The organism is Streptococcus sp. Marseille-Q7156 (assembly GCF_965119495.1).
In genome coordinates, this window is sequence record NZ_CBCPLU010000001.1 from 1,453,470 (window position 1) to 1,470,881 (window position 17,412).

20 protein-coding genes are annotated in these 17,412 nt (G+C 42.8%); 7 read left to right on the forward strand and 13 right to left on the reverse strand.

Features of this window, described 5'->3' with window-relative positions; translation table 11 throughout:
- Window positions 1-332: 332 nt before the first annotated feature.
- From gatC to nusB, 6 genes are all read left to right on the forward strand, one after another.
- Window positions 333-635 (forward strand): Asp-tRNA(Asn)/Glu-tRNA(Gln) amidotransferase subunit GatC, encoded by a 303-nt coding sequence (gene gatC, locus ACWPV5_RS06735; protein ID WP_000705419.1) that lies wholly within the window; start codon window positions 333-335, stop codon window positions 633-635.
- On the forward strand, window positions 635-2,101 hold the full coding sequence (gene gatA, locus ACWPV5_RS06740; RefSeq protein ID WP_454382984.1) for an Asp-tRNA(Asn)/Glu-tRNA(Gln) amidotransferase subunit GatA: 1,467 nt from the start codon (window positions 635-637) through the stop codon (window positions 2,099-2,101). The genes gatC and gatA overlap by 1 nt, the downstream gene beginning before the upstream one ends.
- Window positions 2,101-3,543: an Asp-tRNA(Asn)/Glu-tRNA(Gln) amidotransferase subunit GatB gene (gatB, locus tag ACWPV5_RS06745; RefSeq protein ID WP_454382986.1), complete on the forward strand. Its 1,443-nt coding sequence runs from the start codon at window positions 2,101-2,103 to the stop codon at window positions 3,541-3,543. The genes gatA and gatB overlap by 1 nt, the downstream gene beginning before the upstream one ends.
- 130 nt (window positions 3,544-3,673) lie before the next feature.
- The gene (efp, locus tag ACWPV5_RS06750) at window positions 3,674-4,234 is read left to right on the forward strand and encodes an elongation factor P (protein ID WP_049535328.1); all 561 of its coding nucleotides are present in this window, start codon (window positions 3,674-3,676) and stop codon (window positions 4,232-4,234) included.
- Window positions 4,235-4,255: 21 nt separating this feature from the next.
- On the forward strand, window positions 4,256-4,645 hold the full coding sequence (locus ACWPV5_RS06755) for an Asp23/Gls24 family envelope stress response protein (protein WP_000536307.1): 390 nt from the start codon (window positions 4,256-4,258) through the stop codon (window positions 4,643-4,645).
- Window positions 4,638-5,063 carry a transcription antitermination factor NusB gene (gene nusB, locus ACWPV5_RS06760; RefSeq protein WP_173305070.1) on the forward strand — a complete coding sequence of 142 codons (426 nt, stop codon included), beginning with the start codon at window positions 4,638-4,640 and terminating at the stop codon, window positions 5,061-5,063. The genes ACWPV5_RS06755 and nusB overlap by 8 nt, the downstream gene beginning before the upstream one ends.
- 114 nt (window positions 5,064-5,177) lie before the next feature.
- Here the strand turns inward: nusB and ACWPV5_RS06765 are convergent, their stop codons facing one another.
- From ACWPV5_RS06765 to ACWPV5_RS06825, 13 genes are all read right to left on the reverse strand, one after another.
- Window positions 5,178-5,945, reverse strand: coding sequence for an acetyl-CoA carboxylase carboxyl transferase subunit alpha (locus ACWPV5_RS06765; RefSeq protein WP_454382989.1), 768 nt, complete (start codon window positions 5,943-5,945; stop codon window positions 5,178-5,180).
- Window positions 5,942-6,808 (reverse strand): acetyl-CoA carboxylase, carboxyltransferase subunit beta, encoded by an 867-nt coding sequence (accD, locus tag ACWPV5_RS06770; RefSeq protein WP_454382991.1) that lies wholly within the window; start codon window positions 6,806-6,808, stop codon window positions 5,942-5,944. The genes ACWPV5_RS06765 and accD overlap by 4 nt, the downstream gene beginning before the upstream one ends.
- Before the next feature lie 36 nt (window positions 6,809-6,844).
- Entirely contained in the window at window positions 6,845-8,212 is a 1,368-nt protein-coding gene (accC, locus tag ACWPV5_RS06775; RefSeq protein ID WP_454382993.1) for an acetyl-CoA carboxylase biotin carboxylase subunit, read from the reverse strand.
- Window positions 8,213-8,223: 11 nt separating this feature from the next.
- A complete protein-coding gene (gene fabZ, locus ACWPV5_RS06780; protein WP_000565515.1) occupies window positions 8,224-8,646 on the reverse strand; it encodes a 3-hydroxyacyl-ACP dehydratase FabZ in 423 nt (140 codons plus the stop codon).
- Window positions 8,643-9,122: an acetyl-CoA carboxylase biotin carboxyl carrier protein gene (gene accB, locus ACWPV5_RS06785; RefSeq protein ID WP_454382995.1), complete on the reverse strand. Its 480-nt coding sequence runs from the start codon at window positions 9,120-9,122 to the stop codon at window positions 8,643-8,645. The genes fabZ and accB overlap by 4 nt, the downstream gene beginning before the upstream one ends.
- Window positions 9,123-9,124: 2 nt before the next feature.
- Complete coding sequence (gene fabF / locus ACWPV5_RS06790) at window positions 9,125-10,360, reverse strand: beta-ketoacyl-ACP synthase II (protein ID WP_454382997.1); 1,236 nt, start codon at window positions 10,358-10,360, stop codon at window positions 9,125-9,127.
- A gap of 21 nt (window positions 10,361-10,381) precedes the next feature.
- Window positions 10,382-11,113: a 3-oxoacyl-[acyl-carrier-protein] reductase gene (fabG, locus tag ACWPV5_RS06795; protein ID WP_454382999.1), complete on the reverse strand. Its 732-nt coding sequence runs from the start codon at window positions 11,111-11,113 to the stop codon at window positions 10,382-10,384.
- A gap of 40 nt (window positions 11,114-11,153) precedes the next feature.
- Window positions 11,154-12,077 carry an ACP S-malonyltransferase gene (gene fabD, locus ACWPV5_RS06800; RefSeq protein WP_454383001.1) on the reverse strand — a complete coding sequence of 308 codons (924 nt, stop codon included), beginning with the start codon at window positions 12,075-12,077 and terminating at the stop codon, window positions 11,154-11,156.
- Complete coding sequence (gene fabK / locus ACWPV5_RS06805; protein ID WP_000857439.1) at window positions 12,070-13,044, reverse strand: enoyl-[acyl-carrier-protein] reductase FabK; 975 nt, start codon at window positions 13,042-13,044, stop codon at window positions 12,070-12,072. Before fabK ends, fabD begins: the two co-directional genes overlap by 8 nt.
- A gap of 223 nt (window positions 13,045-13,267) precedes the next feature.
- Window positions 13,268-13,492: an acyl carrier protein gene (locus tag ACWPV5_RS06810; RefSeq protein WP_000257838.1), complete on the reverse strand. Its 225-nt coding sequence runs from the start codon at window positions 13,490-13,492 to the stop codon at window positions 13,268-13,270.
- A gap of 58 nt (window positions 13,493-13,550) precedes the next feature.
- Window positions 13,551-14,525: a beta-ketoacyl-ACP synthase III gene (locus ACWPV5_RS06815; protein ID WP_261070514.1), complete on the reverse strand. Its 975-nt coding sequence runs from the start codon at window positions 14,523-14,525 to the stop codon at window positions 13,551-13,553.
- Window positions 14,525-14,959: a fatty acid biosynthesis transcriptional regulator FabT gene (fabT, locus tag ACWPV5_RS06820; protein ID WP_023945587.1), complete on the reverse strand. Its 435-nt coding sequence runs from the start codon at window positions 14,957-14,959 to the stop codon at window positions 14,525-14,527. The genes ACWPV5_RS06815 and fabT overlap by 1 nt, the downstream gene beginning before the upstream one ends.
- Window positions 14,960-15,050: 91 nt before the next feature.
- Window positions 15,051-15,836: an enoyl-CoA hydratase gene (locus tag ACWPV5_RS06825; RefSeq protein ID WP_261070513.1), complete on the reverse strand. Its 786-nt coding sequence runs from the start codon at window positions 15,834-15,836 to the stop codon at window positions 15,051-15,053.
- A gap of 209 nt (window positions 15,837-16,045) precedes the next feature.
- On the opposite strand from ACWPV5_RS06825, the gene ACWPV5_RS06830 reads away from it, so the two are divergent.
- A complete protein-coding gene (locus ACWPV5_RS06830; RefSeq protein WP_173277058.1) occupies window positions 16,046-17,410 on the forward strand; it encodes an aspartate kinase in 1,365 nt (454 codons plus the stop codon).
- Window positions 17,411-17,412 lie beyond the last annotated feature (2 nt).

The following is a 17,412-nucleotide window of genomic DNA, read 5'->3' on the forward strand; positions in this document are numbered from 1 at the left end:
TTAATGCCTGCTACTCAGTTTCTACCCAACTTATCCAAATACTAGGGAGCCTAATTCCCCTTGCAATTTTTCAAATAAATGTTACAATAAATATAGAAAAAGGTGTTGCGACACCAACACCCCACAGAGCCGTTTAAGACGGTGGCTGTAATTACATAACTAAAAAATAGCTCGTTAACTCGCCAAAGTTAGGACGGCTATTTTTTTTATCTCTTTCAAAAACCCGTTCTCCATCCTATACCTGTCTTTTTTCATCTTTCCTTCCCTTATTTATAGGAAAATATGGTAAAATAGAACAGACTAAAAATCATCATTTCACGAAAGGATGCAAGATGAAAATTACGCAAGAAGAGGTAACACACGTTGCCAATCTTTCAAAATTAAGATTCTCTGAAGAAGAAACTGCTGCCTTTGCGACTACCTTGTCTAAGATTGTAGACATGGTTGAATTGCTGGGCGAAGTTGACACAACTGGTGTTGCACCTACTACAACCATGGCTGACCGTAAGACCGTACTCCGCCCTGATGTGGCTGAAGAAGGGACAGACCGTGATCGCTTGTTTAAAAACGTACCTGAAAAAGACAACTACTATATCAAGGTACCAGCTATCCTAGACGATGGAGGAGATGCCTAATGACTTTCAACAATAAAACCATTGAAGACTTGCACAATCTCCTTGTTTCTAAGGAAATTTCTGCAACTGAATTAACCCAAGCAACTCTTGAAGATATCAAGTCTCGCGAGACAGCTATCAACGCTTTTGTTACCATCGCTGAAGACCAAGCTCTTGCTCAAGCCAAAGCTATTGATGAAGCTGGAATTGACGCTGACAATGTCCTTTCAGGAATTCCACTTGCTGTTAAGGATAATATCTCTACAGACGGTATTCTCACAACTGCTGCCTCAAAAATACTCTACAACTATGAGCCAATCTTTGATGCGACAGCCGTTGCCAATGCAAAAGAGAAAGGCATGATTGTCGTCGGAAAAACCAACATGGACGAATTTGCCATGGGTGGATCAGGTGAGACTTCCCACTACGGAGCAACTAAAAACGCTTGGGATCACAGCAAGGTTCCTGGTGGTTCATCAAGTGGTTCAGCCGCAGCTGTAGCCTCAGGGCAAGTCCGCTTATCACTTGGTTCTGATACTGGAGGTTCTATCCGCCAACCTGCTGCCTTCAACGGAATCGTTGGTCTCAAACCAACCTACGGAACGGTTTCTCGTTTCGGTCTTATTGCCTTTGGTAGCTCGCTAGACCAGATCGGACCTTTCGCACCAACTGTTAAGGAAAATGCCCTCTTGCTCAACGCGATTGCCAGCGAAGATGCTAAAGACTCTACTTCTGCTCCTATCCGCATCGCTGACTTTACTTCAAAAATCGGTCAAGACATCAAGGGCATGAAAATTGCTTTGCCTAAAGAATATCTCGGTGAAGGAATTGACCCAGAGGTTAAGGAAACTATCCTGAACGCAGCCAAACACTTTGAAAAACTTGGTGCTATCGTCGAAGAAGTCAGCCTTCCTCACTCTAAATACGGGGTTGCCGTTTACTACATCATCGCTTCATCTGAAGCTTCATCAAACTTGCAACGCTTTGACGGTATCCGTTACGGCTACCGCGCAGAGGATGCGACTAATCTTGATGAAATCTATGTAAACAGCCGTAGCCAAGGTTTCGGTGAAGAAGTGAAACGTCGTATCATGCTAGGTACTTTCAGTCTTTCATCAGGTTACTACGATGCCTACTACAAGAAAGCTGGTCAGGTCCGTACCCTCATCATCCAAGATTTCGAAAAAGTCTTTGCGGATTACGACTTGATTTTGGGTCCAACTGCTCCAAGCGTTGCCTATGACTTGGATTCACTCAACCACGACCCAGTTGCCATGTACTTGGCTGACCTCTTGACAATCCCAGTCAACTTAGCTGGTCTCCCAGGAATTTCGATTCCTGCTGGATTCTCTCAAGGTCTACCTGTTGGGCTCCAATTGATTGGTCCTAAGTACTCAGAGGAAACCATTTACCAAGCTGCTGCTGCTTTTGAAGCAACAACAGACTACCACAAACAACAACCCGTGATTTTTGGAGGTGACAACTAATGAACTTTGAAACAGTCATTGGACTTGAAGTCCACGTAGAGCTCAACACCAATTCAAAAATCTTCTCACCTACTTCTGCCCACTTTGGAAATGACCAAAATGCCAACACCAACGTAATTGACTGGTCTTTCCCAGGAGTACTTCCTGTTCTCAATAAAGGTGTTGTCGATGCCGGTATCAAGGCAGCTCTTGCCCTCAACATGGACATCCACAAAAAGATGCACTTTGACCGCAAGAACTACTTCTATCCTGATAATCCAAAAGCCTACCAAATTTCTCAGTTTGATGAGCCAATTGGTTATAACGGCTGGATTGAAGTGGAGTTAGAAGACGGTACAACTAAGAAAATCGGTATCGAGCGCGCCCACTTGGAAGAAGACGCTGGTAAAAACACCCACGGTACAGATGGCTACTCTTATGTTGACCTCAACCGTCAAGGGGTGCCCTTGATTGAGATTGTATCTGAAGCGGACATGCGCTCACCAGAAGAAGCCTACGCTTATCTAACCGCCCTCAAGGAAGTCATCCAGTACGCTGGTATTTCTGACGTTAAGATGGAGGAAGGTTCTATGCGTGTGGATGCCAACATCTCCCTTCGTCCTTATGGTCAAGAGAAATTCGGTACCAAGACAGAGTTGAAGAACCTCAACTCCTTCTCAAACGTTCGTAAAGGTCTTGAATACGAAGTTCAACGCCAGGCTGAAATCCTTCGCTCAGGTGGTCAAATTCGCCAAGAAACACGCCGTTACGATGAAGCCAACAAAGCAACCATCCTCATGCGTGTTAAGGAAGGTGCTGCAGACTACCGCTACTTCCCAGAACCAGACCTACCACTCTTTGAAATCTCAGACGAGTGGATTGAGGAAATGCGTACTGAACTGCCAGAGTTTCCAAAAGAACGTCGTGCACGTTACGTCTCTGACCTTGGCTTGTCTGACTACGATGCTAACCAGTTGACTGCAAACAAGGTCACTTCTGATTTCTTTGAAAAAGCTGTTGCCCTTGGCGGTGACGCTAAACAAGTTTCTAACTGGCTCCAAGGTGAAGTCGCTCAATTCTTGAATGCCGAAGGCAAGACACTGGAACAAATCGAACTGACGCCAGAAAACTTAGTTGAAATGATTGCCATCATCGAAGACGGCACTATCTCTTCTAAGATTGCTAAGAAAGTCTTTGTCCACCTAGCTAAAAATGGTGGTGGCGCTCGTGAATACGTGGAAAAAGCTGGCATGGTCCAAATCTCAGATCCAGCTGTCTTGATTCCAATTATCCACCAAGTCTTTGCCGATAACGAGGCTGCTGTTGCCGACTTCAAGTCAGGCAAACGTAACGCAGACAAGGCCTTCACAGGATTCCTTATGAAAGCAACCAAAGGCCAAGCCAACCCACAAGTTGCCCTTAAACTACTTGCCCAAGAATTGGCGAAGTTGAAAGAAAAGTAATATGTAAAAGAAACCAGCCCTGAGGTTGGTTTTTTCTCCTCTACCAAATCCCAATAACTATTTTGACTTTATTTCCAGAAGATTTTATGGTAAAATGAAGAGTAATAATATTTATTAAAGAGGTAAAAACATGATTGAAGCAAGCAAATTGAAAGCTGGTATGACATTTGAAACTGCAGACGGAAAATTGATCCGCGTTTTGGAAGCTAGCCACCACAAACCAGGTAAAGGGAATACAATCATGCGTATGAAATTGCGTGATGTCCGTACTGGTTCTACATTTGACACAAGCTACCGTCCAGAAGAAAAATTCGAACAAGCTATTATCGAGACTGTTCCAGCTCAATACTTGTACAAAATGGATGAAACTGCCTACTTCATGAACACTGAAACTTACGACCAATACGAAATCCCAGTCGTAAATGTTGAAAACGAATTGCTTTACATCCTTGAAAACTCTGATGTGAAAATCCAATTCTACGGAACTGAAGTAATCGGTGTAACTGTACCAACTACTGTTGAATTGACAGTTGCTGAAACACAACCATCTATCAAAGGTGCTACTGTTACAGGTTCTGGTAAACCAGCGACTATGGAAACTGGACTTGTTGTAAACGTTCCAGACTTCATCGAATCTGGACAAAAATTGATCATCAACACTGCAGAAGGAACTTACGTTTCTCGTGCCTAATCTCTAGAAAGAGGTCATTCTATGGGAACTGAAGAACAATTTGGCGAAATCGTTATCGCTCCACGTGTACTTGAAAAAATCATTGCCATCGCAACTGCTAAAGTTGATGGTGTCCATTCATTTTCAAATAAATCCGTATCTGATACCCTATCAAAACTCTCTCTTGGTCGTGGCGTCTACTTAAAAGAAAGCAACGAAGAACTAACTGCTGACATCTACCTCTACCTTGAGTACGGTGTGAAAGTACCAAAAGTTGCTCTTGCTATTCAAAAAGCGGTCAAAGATGCTGTCCATGATATGGCTGATGTGGAACTTTCTGCTGTCAATATCCATGTTACAGGAATCGTTCCAGATAAAACACCAAAACCTGAGTTGAAAGATCTATTTAACGAGGACTTCCTCAATGACTAGTCCATTATTAGAATCTAGACGCGAACTTCGTAAATGCGCTTTTCAAGCTCTTATGAGCCTTGAATTCGGTACAGATGTGGAAACAGCTTGTCGCTTTGCCTACACACATGACCGTGAAGATGCAGATGTGCAAATCCCAGCCTTTCTTCTAAACTTGGTTTCTGGTATCCAAGCTCAAAAAGAAGAGTTGGATAAACAAATCAACCAGCACCTCAAGTCAGGCTGGACAGTTGAACGCTTGACCTTGGTCGAAAAAAACTTACTACGCTTGGGAATCTTTGAAATCACATCATTTGATACACCTCAGCTGGTAGCAGTCAATGAAGCTATTGAACTTGCCAAGAATTTTTCAGATCAAAAATCAGCCCGCTTTATCAACGGACTGCTTAGTCAATTTGTAACTGAAGAAAATGAATAATCAAAAAGGTGTTTGGTTTCCCAAGCACCTTTTGACTTTCCCCTCTGCACAGAGTAAGAACCACATAAAAACTAGAACTGACTGCCAGTTCTAGTTTTTATGTATTCTGAGGTATTAGTATTTTCTAAATCGTTGATAGCGTTCTTCCAACAACGCTTCTAACGGTTTTTGCGAAAGTCTAGCTAGCTCAGCTTGGAGTTCTTTTTTGACATTCTTAATTAATTCTTTACTAGAAAGTCCTGCTTCAGAAATCACCTTATCCACCACATCCATTTCTAACAGCTCATGAGAAGTGATTTTCATCAACTCTGCTGCTTCCATGGCACGAGTTCCGTCCTTCCATAGAATGGAAGCAAAGCCTTCTGGGCTGAGAATGGCATAGATAGAATTTTCCAGCATCCAAATACGGTCTGCGACTGCTAGAGCCAGAGCCCCACCTGAACCACCTTCACCTATAATGATGGCGATAATCGGAACTTTCAGGTCACTCATTTCCATGAGATTGCGAGCAATAGCTTCTCCCTGTCCACGTTCTTCCGCTCCGACACCAGGATAAGCACCTGCAGTATTGATAAAGGTCACAACTGGACGACCAAACTTTTCAGCCTGTTTCATCAAACGTAGGGCCTTACGGTAGCCTTCTGGATGCGGTTGACCAAAATTCCGCTTGAGGTTATCTTGTAAACTCTTGCCTTTTTGGATACCAACCACTGTTACAGCTTGCTCTCCAAGCCAGCCAATACCACCAACAACTGCACCATCATCTCGAAAAGAACGGTCACCGTGTAATTGGATAAAGTCATCAAAAATGCCTGCCGCAAAGTCCAAGGTTGTCAAGCGACTCTGCTCACGCGCTTCTCTGACTATTTTTGCAATATTCATCTTGGACTCCCTCCGTGCAATCTGACTAGGCTTGCAATCGTATCTGGCAAGTCTCTTCTTTTAACGATAGCATCCACAAATCCATGCTCCAATAGGAATTCTGCCTTTTGGAAATCCTCAGGCAAACTTTCACGAACCGTGTTTTCAATGACACGACGCCCAGCAAAACCGACCAAGCTCTGTGGTTCAGCTAAAATGATATCGCCTTCCATAGCGAAAGAAGCTGTTACACCACCTGTCGTTGGATCTGTCAAAATGGTCAGGTAAAAGAGACCAGCATTTGAATGCCGTTTAACCGCTGCAGAAATCTTGGCCATCTGCATGAGGCTCATGATTCCTTCCTGCATACGGGCTCCACCAGAGGCTGTAAAGAGAACAACTGGCAATTTTTCAACAGTCGCATACTCAAACAAACGAGTGATTTTTTCCCCTACAACCGTACCCATAGAAGCCATGATAAAGTTGGAATCCATAATCCCAAGAGCCACACTCTGACCTTTTATAAGAGCTGTTCCTGTCACAACGGCTTCATCCAGACCTGTTTTTTCACGCATAGTTGCTAGTTTCTTTTGATAACCAGGGAAATGCAAGGGATCCTTGCTTTCAATCCCTGTAAACAATTCCTTGAAGGTTCCCATATCAATCGTCAAAGCCAAGCGTTCTTGGGCAGAAATACGAAAGGTGTAGCTACAATGCGGACAGATACGCTCACTTCCCAGATCCTTCTGATAAATGGTATGCTTACAGCCTGGACACTGGGAGAATAATTCATCTGGAACCTCTGGCTTGGCTTGAGGTTTTTCCCTAACCGAACGATTGGGATTGATTCGAATATACTTATCTTTTTTACTAAATAGAGCCATTGATTCCCCTTTTCGGTTTAAACTCTTGAAGTCATTTTATTCTTTTTCTTGATATTTGGGTAAGAAGGTTTCCATTAAGAAGGAAGTATCGTAATCTCCAGCAATGACATTGCGATCTGAAATGAGGTCAAGCTGGAAATCTGCATTGGTCTGCACCCCTTCAATCTCTAATTCATAGAGGGCACGTTGCATTTTCATAAGTGCATCAAAACGATTTTCGCCGTGTACGATGATTTTGGCAATCATACTATCATAATAAGGCGGAATGGTATAACCTGGATAAACTGCTGAATCCACGCGCAAGCCAACTCCACCACTTGGCAGATAGAGATTGGTGATCTTACCTGGACTTGGAGCAAAATTAAAGGTAGGATTTTCTGCATTGACCCGACACTCGATGGCATGACCACGCAGAACAATATCTTCTTGCTTAACAGACAAAGGCTGACCTGCCGCAATGCGAATCTGTTCCTTAACGATATCAACACCTGACACAAACTCTGTTACTGGATGTTCCACCTGAACACGAGTATTCATTTCCATGAAATAGAAATTACCACTAGCTTCATCAAGAAGAAACTCAATGGTCCCTGCATTCTCATAGCCAACAGACTCTGCAGCTCGAACAGCCGCAGAACCAATTTCATTGCGCAGCGTTTTCCCAATTGCAATCGAAGGACTTTCTTCTAAAACCTTTTGGTTATTCCGTTGAAGAGAGCAATCCCGTTCCCCCAAGTGGATTACATTTCCGTGTTCATCTCCTAGAATTTGAACCTCAATATGACGAGCTGGATAGATGACCCGTTCTATGTACATGGCACCATTGCCATAATTGGCCTTAGCTTCACTAGAGGCAGTCTCAAAGGCTGAAACGAGGTCTTCTGGCTTTTCAACCTTACGAATCCCTTTACCGCCACCACCTGCTGAAGCCTTGAGCATAACAGGATAGCCAATTTTTTCAGCAACAATCAAGGCCTCCTCAGAGTTATGCACTTCTCCATCCGAACCTGGAATGACAGGCACACCTGCTTTAATCATCTGAGCGCGCGCATTGATCTTATCCCCCATCATATCCATGACATGACCAGATGGGCCGATAAACTTAATCCCCACCTCTTCACACATGGTAGCAAATTTGGAATTTTCACTGAGAAATCCAAAACCTGGGTGAATGGCTTCTGCCTCAGTCAAGACTGCAGCTGATAGAACCGCATTGATATTGAGATAAGACTCAGTTGCCTTACCAGGACCGATGCAAACAGCCTCATCTGCTAAAAGCGTATGAAGGGCTTCCTTATCAGCAGTTGAATAAACCGCCACCGTCGCAATCCCCAGTTCACGCGCCGCACGGATAATACGAACCGCAATTTCACCACGATTGGCAATTAAAATTTTTCGAAACATGGAGAACCTCCTTAGTTCCCAATTGCAAAGGTAAGAGTACCACTAGCTGCAAGCTTGCCATCCACTTCAGCCTTTGCTTCAACCACAGCGATTGTGCCACGACGTTTTACAAAAGTCGCTGTCATAACTAATTGGTCACCTGGTACAACTTGCTTCTTGAATTTGACCTTATCCATACCAGCGTAAAAGACCAGTTTTCCTTTATTTTCAGGTTTTGACAACTCCAACACACCAGCTGTTTGCGCCAAGGCTTCCATAATCAGAACACCTGGCATAACTGGATATTGAGGGAAATGTCCATTAAAGAAGGGCTCATTGATGGTCACATTTTTGATGGCAACAATGGTATCCTCGCTCACTTCCAACACACGGTCTACTAGGAGCATAGGATAACGGTGGGGAAGGGCTTCTTTGATTCCTTGAATATCGATCATTTGATACGTACCAATCCTTTACCAAACTCAACCATTTCTTCGTTAGAAACGAGAATTTCCGTTACCACACCATCCTTAGGTGCTGGAATTTCATTCATGACTTTCATAGCTTCGATGATCACCAATGTTTGACCTTTTTTGACGCTATCACCAACTGTGACGAAGGCAGGTTTATCTGGGCCAGCAGCCAAGTAAGCCACCCCAACAAGTGGGCTCTCTACAAGATCTCCCTCAGCAGCCACACTTACTTCAGCTGGAACCTCTTCTGTTACAGTCTCTGCTGGAGCAGATGTAGGAGCTACTGGACTTGGTGTTGCTAGAATGGGTGCTGGAGCGACTTGAGCTGCAACTTCAGGCACAGGTCTCGCTTCATTCTTGCTAAACTGCAACTCATCCGTCCCATTTTTATAAGAAAATTCTCTCAAACTTGATTGGTCAAATTGGGCCATCAAGTCTTTAATATCGTTTAAATTCATAGTTATTCATTCTCCCAACGTTTGAAAGCAAGAACTGCATTGTGGCCACCAAAACCAAAAGTATTTGAAATAGCGTATGGAATTTCTTGCTCCAAGCCTTGTCCATAAACGACATTGGCTTCTATATAGTCTGATACTTCGCTTGTCCCAGCTGTCATTGGTACAAAGTTATGACGCATGGCTTCGATTGTGACGATAGCTTCTACCGCGCCTGCAGCACCCAGCAAATGTCCTGTGAATGATTTGGTTGATGATACAGGCACTTCCTTACCAAGAACAGCTACGATCGCACCACTTTCTCCTTTTTCATTAGCAGGAGTTGACGTTCCGTGAGCATTGACATAGGCTACTTGCTCTGGGGAAATCTCAGCTTCTTCCAAGGCTAATTTGATGGCCTTGATAGCTCCCTGACCTTCTGGATGTGGTGAAGTCATGTGGTAGGCATCACAAGTATTTCCGTAACCAACTACTTCGGCAAGGATAGTAGCCCCACGTTTTTCCGCGTGTTCAAGACTTTCAAGAACCAACATCCCTGAACCTTCACCCATGACAAAACCATTACGGTCCTTATCAAATGGAATAGAAGCACGAGTTGGATCCTCTGTAGTAGAGAGAGCTGTTAGGGCTTGGAAACCAGCAATAGCAAAAGGTGTGATAGAGGCTTCTGAACCACCTACCAACATAACATCTTGGAAACCAAACTTAATTGAGCGGAAAGCATCCCCAATCGCGTCATTTGATGAAGCACAGGCAGTATTGATGGATTTACAAACACCGTTTGCTCCAAAACGCATGGCAACATTTCCTGAAGCCATATTTGGCAAGGCTTTTGGAAGGGTCAATGGTTTCACACGTTTTGGTCCTTTGTCATGGAGTCGAAGCACTTGATCTTCAATTTCCTTGATTCCACCAATACCAGAGGCAACGATAACACCAAAACGATCTTTATCAAGAGTCTCCACATCAAGACCTGCATGATTAACGGCTTCTTGGGCTGCATACAAGGCATATAAAGAATAGTTATCGAAACGATTGGTATCTTTCTTAACAAAGTATTTATCAAAAGGAAAATCTTGGATTTCTGCTGCATTATGCACATCAAAGTCACTATGATCAAATTTTGTAATTGGACCAATTCCGATTTTTCCATTTGTCAAACTATTCCAAAATTCTTCTGGTGTATTTCCGATTGGAGATGTTACTCCATAACCTGTTACTACTACGCGATTTAGTTTCATCTTTTTCACCTCTAGCTTCTGCTACATACTGAGGCCGCCATCAATGGCAACCACTTGACCAGTTAGATAATCTTGGCCTGCTAAAAATACTGTCAAATCTGCAACCTGCTCCGCCTGCCCAAATGCTTTCATAGGAATTTGCGCCAGCATAGCATCTTTTACCTTGTCTGATAGAACAGCTGTCATATCGGACTCAATCATTCCAGGAGCAATAGCATTAACTCTGATATTGCGATTGGCCACTTCACGCGCCACAGACTTGGTAAAACCAATCAAACCAGCCTTAGAAGCTGCATAGTTAGCTTGACCGATATTTCCCATCAAACCAACAACACTAGACATATTAATGATAGCACCTTCTCTGACTTTCATCATCGGTTTCAAGACTGATTGTGTCATGTTAAAGGCGCCAGTCAGGTTAACCTTGAGTACTTTTTCAAAATCCGCTTCTGTCATCTTGAGCATCAGGGTATCTTGGGTAATTCCTGCATTGTTAACCAAAACATCTACTGAACCCAGCTCTGCAATAGCTTGATCAACCATACGCTTAGTGTCTGCAAAATCTGACACGTCTCCTGATATAGGAACCACCTTGACACCATAGTTTGAAAACTCAGCGAGCAATTCTTCTGAAATTGCACCACGACTGTTTAAAACAATATTGGCCCCTGCTTGAGCAAACTTGTGGGCAATGGCAAGACCAATCCCACGACTCGAACCTGTAATAAAGATATTTTTATTTTTTAGCTGCATTCTTTTCTCCTGTTTTCTCTTATATTTATGGGAGAAGGGATTACTTGTTTTCTAGCAAGGCTTCCAAACTAGCCTGATCTTCAACATTGGCTAGTTTAGCTGTCTTATCAATCTTTTTAACAAAGCCTGACAAAACTTTCCCCGGGCCAATCTCGATAAAGTTGGTTACGCCAGCTTCTTGCATGACCCCAATACTTTCATAGAAACGAACTGGTTCCTTGACCTGACGCGTCAAGAGTTGAGCAATGTCTTCTTTTTGCATCACAGTAGCTTCTGTATTGCCGACTAGGGGACAAGTGAAATCTGAAAAACTTACCTGAGCTAGAGTTTCAGCTAGTTTCTGGCTAGCAGGCTCAAGGAGAGCGGTATGAAAAGGTCCTGAAACCTTGAGAGGAATCAAGCGTTTAGCTCCTGCTTCCTGCAAGAGTTCAACAGCTCGATCGACTGCAACCCCTTCTCCACCAATCACGATTTGTGCAGGTGTATTATAGTTGGCTGGGGTAACCACTCCAAGTTCAGAAGCTTTTTGACAGGCTTCCTCAATAACCTCTACTGGTGTATTGAGAACTGCCACCATCTTTCCAGAACCAGCAGGAGCTGCTTCTTCCATATAGGCTCCACGCTTAGCAACTAAGGCAACAGCCTCTTCAAAATCCAAGGCGCCGCTGGCCACCAAGGCAGAGTATTCTCCAAGAGACAAACCAGCAACCATATCAGGCTGATAGCCCTTTTCTTGCAATAATCGGTAAATAGCAACTGAAGTCGCTAAAATAGCTGGTTGCGTATAGCGGGTCTGGTTAAGTTTTTCTTCTTCTGTATCAATAAGATGACGCAAATCATAACCGAGTACCTGACTCGCTTGATCAATCGTTTCTTTGACAATAGGGTAGTGATCATAGAGATCCCGTCCCATACCTAGATACTGGGCACCTTGGCCAGCAAATAAAAAGGCCGTTTTAGTCATTTCTTACAACTCCTGCCCAACGAGAGGCTTCTTCTTGAATTTTCTTAGCTGCTCCGTAATACAAATCTTTTAGGATTTCTTCAGCTGTTTCTTCTTTGGAAACAAGCCCTGCAATTTGACCTGCCATGACAGAACCACCATCCACATCTCCGTGAACAACCGCTTTGGCTAGAGCACCCGCGCCCATTTGTTCAAAAATTTCCAAATCTGGATTTTCTTGTTTAAAGGCATCTTTTTCAGCTTTTTCAAAATCACGAGTCAACTGGTTTTTAATAGCTCGAACAGCATGTCCAAAGTGTTGAGCTGAAATCGTAGTATCAATATCTCTAGCTTTTAAAATCTTGGCCTTGTAATTTGGATGGGCATTAGACTCTTTGGCAACGACAAAACGCGTTCCAACCTGAACAGCCTCTGCACCTAGCATAAAGCCAGCCGCAGCACCTTCACCATCCGCAATCCCTCCTGCAGCAATAACAGGAATAGATACAGCTGCCGCCACTTGACGCACCAAGGTCATGGTTGTTAATTTACCGATATGCCCCCCAGCTTCCATTCCTTCTGCAATGACAGCATCCGCACCGATTTTTTCCATGCGTTTAGCTAGGGCAACACTTGGTACAACAGGAATAACTGTAATACCAGCTTCATGGAAGCGTTCCATGTATTTGCCAGGATTTCCTGCGCCTGTTGTCACTACCTTAACACCTTCCTCTATAACGAGATCTACAATATCTTCCACAAAGGGAGACAAGAGCATGATGTTGACACCAAAAGGTTTATCCGTTAACGATTTGATCTTGTCAATATTTGCCTTGACGACTTCTTTAGGGGCATTTCCCCCACCGATAATCCCTAGTCCTCCAGCCTTAGAAACAGCCCCTGCCAAATCACCATCAGCGACCCAAGCCATTCCTCCTTGAAAAATAGGATAATCAATATTCAATAATTCTGTAATACGCGTTTTCATAGTGCCTCCATCGTTTCTTGCTTACGTAATAGTTCGATACTGTCATAATTTGACAATCAAACTATTGCCTAAACAAGAGGGAGCGGGTTTCCCTACTCCTTCTATCTTATATTCTGCTTATACTCTTCGAAAATCAAATTCAAACCACGTCAGCGTCACCTTGCCGTACTCAAGTACAGCCTGCGGCTAGCTTCCTAGTTTGCTCTTTGATTTTCATTGAGTATTATTTTGTTTGCTCTTCAACGTAGGCAACCAAGTCACCAACTGTTTTCAAGTCATCTTCTGCTTCGATTTGGATATCAAAAGCATCTTCGATTTCTGAGATTACTTGGAACAAGTCCAATGAATCTGCGTCCAAGTCATCAAAAGTTGATTCAAGTGTTACTTCTGATGCGTCTTTTCCAAGTTCTTCAACGATAATTTCTTGTACTTTTTCAAATACTGCCATGATAGGACTCCTTTAAAATAAATAGTTTTTTATAACAATGTGTTCACCACATGATTACCTAAATTGTAAGAATGAGTGTGGCCCAGGTCAAGCCTCCACCGAAGCCTGATAGCAGAACAGTCTGGCTACCATCTAAACGGATGAGGCCTTGTTCTACACACTCTGAAAGTAAAATCGGGATACTGGCTGCACTGGTATTGCCATATTCCATCATATTGGCTGGAATCTTGTCTCGATCGACACCGATTTTTCTAGCCATCTTATCCAAAATACGATCATTAGCCTGATGAAGTAGCAGATAATCCAAGTCTGTCGCCTCTATAGGAGATTCATCAATAGTCTGTTTGATAGACTTGGCTACATCTCGAATGGCAAAATCAAAGACCGCGCGCCCATCCATCTTCAAAAATGAATCTGCACTTTCTTGATCTGAAAATGGAGAATGCAAGCCTGAATGTCCATAAGTTAGACACTCGCTACGACTTCCATCACTATTGAGGTTCTCAGCTAAGAAATGCTCTTGCTCGCTAGCTTCTAGCAAGACACCACCAGCACCATCTCCAAACAAAACAGCTGTTGATCGGTCCGACCAATCGACTGCTTTAGAGAGGGTTTCACTACCAATCACCAAGCCTTTTTGAAAGCGACCAGAAGCGATAAACTTTTCAGCAGTTGAAAGAGCAAATACAAATCCACTGCAAGCAGCTGTTAAGTCAAAAGCAAAAGCTTTTTTTGCACCAATATTAGCTTGAACACGAGCAGCTGTAGAGGGCATCATCGAATCTGGAGTAATAGTAGCTAGGATGATAAAATCCAACTCCTCCCCAGTGATTCCAGCTTTTGCCATCAGTTTCTTGGCAACCTCTGTAGCTAAATCACTGGTAGATTCTGTTCTTGAAATATGCCTTTGTCGTATTCCCGTCCGACTTGAAATCCACTCATCATTGGTATCCATAATCTGAGCCAAATCATGATTTGTAACCACTTGCTCTGGTACATAATGAGCAACCTGGCTTATTTTTGCAAAAGCCATTATTTCAAATCCTCCAAAAATTGATAAAGATTGGTCAAACCTTTGCTCATAACATCAATTTCTTCCTTACTCATACCATCAATGATTTTTTCAACCATGGCCTTGTGGAAGCGTTTATGTAGCCGATGAACCAAGCGACCCTTCTTTGTCAAATGTAGATGCACCACACGACGATCCTGCTCTGAGCGAATGCGTTCAATGTAACCCTTTCGTTCAAGATTATTCAAACTCGTCGTAACCGTCCCAAGAGTCACCATCAACTCTTTCGACACTTGACTTGGCGTCACGTCTGGGAATTTTCCAATTACATCGATTGTATGGACTTCTTTGATGGAGATATCCTTGAAACGACTACCCCTCAAGCTAACTTCCTCGATGACGAGGACATTGTTAAATATAGATGTTAAATATTCATTAATTCGTTGGTAGTCCAATCTCTTTTCCCTCCTTTTCAAAAAACTTTCACAATCAAAACATTTGACAAAAGAATTATATCAAACTTCAAAGAATGGTGCAAGTATTTTTCTATTTTCCTGTAAATTTAGGTCTTCTTCTCTCCGAATGAGCCCGAACTCCTTCTTTAAAATCCTCTGTTTGAGCCAAGGATTCCTGTAGGTTCAGTTCTAAAGTGGCATAATCTTGCCAATCTTTAAATTGGCTCTCCCAAACCAACTTCTTGATGGCAGCATAGGAATTAGCTGACCCACGTCTTAATTTTTTAAGAAGATGTTCTCTCGTCTTTTCTAGTTTGTCAGCTTCACAGACGCGATAAACCAAGCCCCACTCCAGAGCTTTTTCTGCGGTTAAGGCCTCTCCTGTCATAGCTAGTTGAGCAGCACGCGTCACACCAATACTACGGCTCAAGAGATGAATCCCTCCTGCATCCGGAGCCAAGCCAACTCCAACAAAGGCTTGGATAAACTTAGCCTTATCCGTTGCAAGACAGAAATCTGCCGCAACAGCCATATTAGCTGCAGCACCTGCAACAGCTCCATCAACCTCCATCAAGACAGGTTTGCCTATTTGCTTGATTTTATAAGAAATAGCATTTACCAACTCTGCGATTTTCGTTAATGATGGAATATCATCCTCATCCACTGCCCTCTTCATCTCTACTAAATCTCCCCCAACTGAAAAGACTTTACCCTTGGCATTAATCAAGATAAAATGCACAGCTGGATTCTCTTCTGCCAAAGTCAGGGCTTCTAAAATCTCCTCACACATGGGAATATGAAAACCATTTGCAACCTCAGGACGGTTCAAGGTAATGATTGCCAAGTCCTCTTCAAGCTGATAAATAATGTGTTCCATCAGGGCTCCTTTTTATTTTATAAACGATTTAAATTATTTTATTATCAAAGTATATCTTTTTTAAAATCAGAAAGCAAGAATAAGAATGTAATAAGTGTATCAGCCGATTATAAAGAATCGCTTTATCCTAGAAAGCATCTTATTTTCTTCATTGAAAAAAGCCTTTCTTTCTGCTATAATCGTATAAAATACTTACTTTAGGAGTTCTTATGAAGGTTGTTAAATTTGGAGGTAGTTCTCTTGCCTCTGCTAGTCAATTAGAAAAAGTTTTAAACATCGTAAAAAGCGATTCAGAGCGTCGTTTTGTAGTTGTTTCTGCACCAGGAAAACGCAATGCTGAAGATACTAAGGTTACGGATGCCTTGATTAAATACTATCGCGACTATGTTGCTGGTAACGATATTAGCAAGAGTCAAAGCTGGATTATCGATCGCTATGCTGCTATGGTTAGCGAATTGGGACTAAAGCCAGCTATTCTAGAAAAAATTTCTAAAAGCATTCGTGCCTTGGCCACTCTGCCTATCGAAGAAAATGAATTTCTCTACGATACTTTCCTAGCAGCGGGTGAAAACAACAATGCTAAATTAATCGCTGCCTACTTTAATCAAAATGGGATTGATGCACGCTATGTGCACCCTAGAGAAGCTGGAATTGTGGTCACAAGTGAGCCTGGTCACGCTCGCATCATTCCATCAAGTTATGACAAGATTGAAGAATTAACAAATGCAAATGAAGTCCTTGTCATTCCTGGTTTCTTTGGTGTTACTAAGGAAAATCAAATCTGTACCTTCTCACGTGGAGGCTCTGATATTACAGGTTCTATCATTGCTGCAGGAGTTAAAGCCGACCTCTATGAAAACTTTACGGATGTTGATGGTATCTTTGCAGCCCACCCAGGAATTATTCACCAACCACACTCGATCCCTGAGTTGACCTACCGTGAAATGCGTGAATTGGCCTATGCAGGATTCTCAGTCCTTCATGACGAAGCCCTTCTTCCTGCCTACCGCGGAAAAATCCCCCTTGTTATCAAAAATACCAACAACCCTGACCATCCAGGTACTCGTATCGTTCTAAAACACAGTAGTGATGAATTTCCAGTTGTGGGAATTGCTGGTGACTCTGGCTTTGTCAGCATTAATATGTCTAAATACCTTATGAACCGTGAGGTTGGATTTGGACGCAAGGTTCTGCAAATCCTTGAAGATCTTAACATCGGTTGGGAACATATGCCAACAGGTATCGACGATCTTTCAATCATTCTCCGTTCTCGTGAACTAACTCCTATCAAGGAAGAAGAAATCCTGCGTCAGTTAGTTCAAAAAGCTGAAGTCGACCATGCAGAAATCGAACACGACCTTTCAATCATTATGATTGTTGGAGAAAAAATGAAGAGTCATATCGGAGTAACTGCTACTGCGACACGTGCTCTATCTGAAAACAAGATCAATATCCAGATGATGTCTCAAGGTTCTAGTGAAGTTTCTATCATGTTTGTTGTCAATAAAGACCAAGAAAAAGCAGCAATTAAAGCGCTCTACAATGCCTTTTTCGGCGAAAGTAAGGAAGACTAATC

Bases quoted from the DNA above. Each gene is read 5' to 3' on its own strand.
- gatC (WP_000705419.1), top strand. From the start codon at position 333: ATGAAAATTACGCAAGAAGAGGTAACACACGTTGCCAATCTTTCAAAA.
- gatA (WP_454382984.1), top strand. From the start codon at position 635: ATGACTTTCAACAATAAAACCATTGAAGACTTGCACAATCTCCTTGTT.
- gatB (WP_454382986.1), top strand. From the start codon at position 2,101: ATGAACTTTGAAACAGTCATTGGACTTGAAGTCCACGTAGAGCTCAAC.
- efp (WP_049535328.1), top strand. From the start codon at position 3,674: ATGATTGAAGCAAGCAAATTGAAAGCTGGTATGACATTTGAAACTGCA.
- ACWPV5_RS06755 (WP_000536307.1), top strand. From the start codon at position 4,256: ATGGGAACTGAAGAACAATTTGGCGAAATCGTTATCGCTCCACGTGTA.
- nusB (WP_173305070.1), top strand. From the start codon at position 4,638: ATGACTAGTCCATTATTAGAATCTAGACGCGAACTTCGTAAATGCGCT.
- ACWPV5_RS06765 (WP_454382989.1), bottom strand. From the start codon at position 5,945: ATGAATATTGCAAAAATAGTCAGAGAAGCGCGTGAGCAGAGTCGCTTG.
- accD (WP_454382991.1), bottom strand. From the start codon at position 6,808: ATGGCTCTATTTAGTAAAAAAGATAAGTATATTCGAATCAATCCCAAT.
- accC (WP_454382993.1), bottom strand. From the start codon at position 8,212: ATGTTTCGAAAAATTTTAATTGCCAATCGTGGTGAAATTGCGGTTCGT.
- fabZ (WP_000565515.1), bottom strand. From the start codon at position 8,646: ATGATCGATATTCAAGGAATCAAAGAAGCCCTTCCCCACCGTTATCCT.
- accB (WP_454382995.1), bottom strand. From the start codon at position 9,122: ATGAATTTAAACGATATTAAAGACTTGATGGCCCAATTTGACCAATCA.
- fabF (WP_454382997.1), bottom strand. From the start codon at position 10,360: ATGAAACTAAATCGCGTAGTAGTAACAGGTTATGGAGTAACATCTCCA.
- fabG (WP_454382999.1), bottom strand. From the start codon at position 11,113: ATGCAGCTAAAAAATAAAAATATCTTTATTACAGGTTCGAGTCGTGGG.
- fabD (WP_454383001.1), bottom strand. From the start codon at position 12,077: ATGACTAAAACGGCCTTTTTATTTGCTGGCCAAGGTGCCCAGTATCTA.
- fabK (WP_000857439.1), bottom strand. From the start codon at position 13,044: ATGAAAACGCGTATTACAGAATTATTGAATATTGATTATCCTATTTTT.
- ACWPV5_RS06810 (WP_000257838.1), bottom strand. From the start codon at position 13,492: ATGGCAGTATTTGAAAAAGTACAAGAAATTATCGTTGAAGAACTTGGA.
- ACWPV5_RS06815 (WP_261070514.1), bottom strand. From the start codon at position 14,525: ATGGCTTTTGCAAAAATAAGCCAGGTTGCTCATTATGTACCAGAGCAA.
- ACWPV5_RS06825 (WP_261070513.1), bottom strand. From the start codon at position 15,836: ATGGAACACATTATTTATCAGCTTGAAGAGGACTTGGCAATCATTACC.
- ACWPV5_RS06830 (WP_173277058.1), top strand. From the start codon at position 16,046: ATGAAGGTTGTTAAATTTGGAGGTAGTTCTCTTGCCTCTGCTAGTCAA.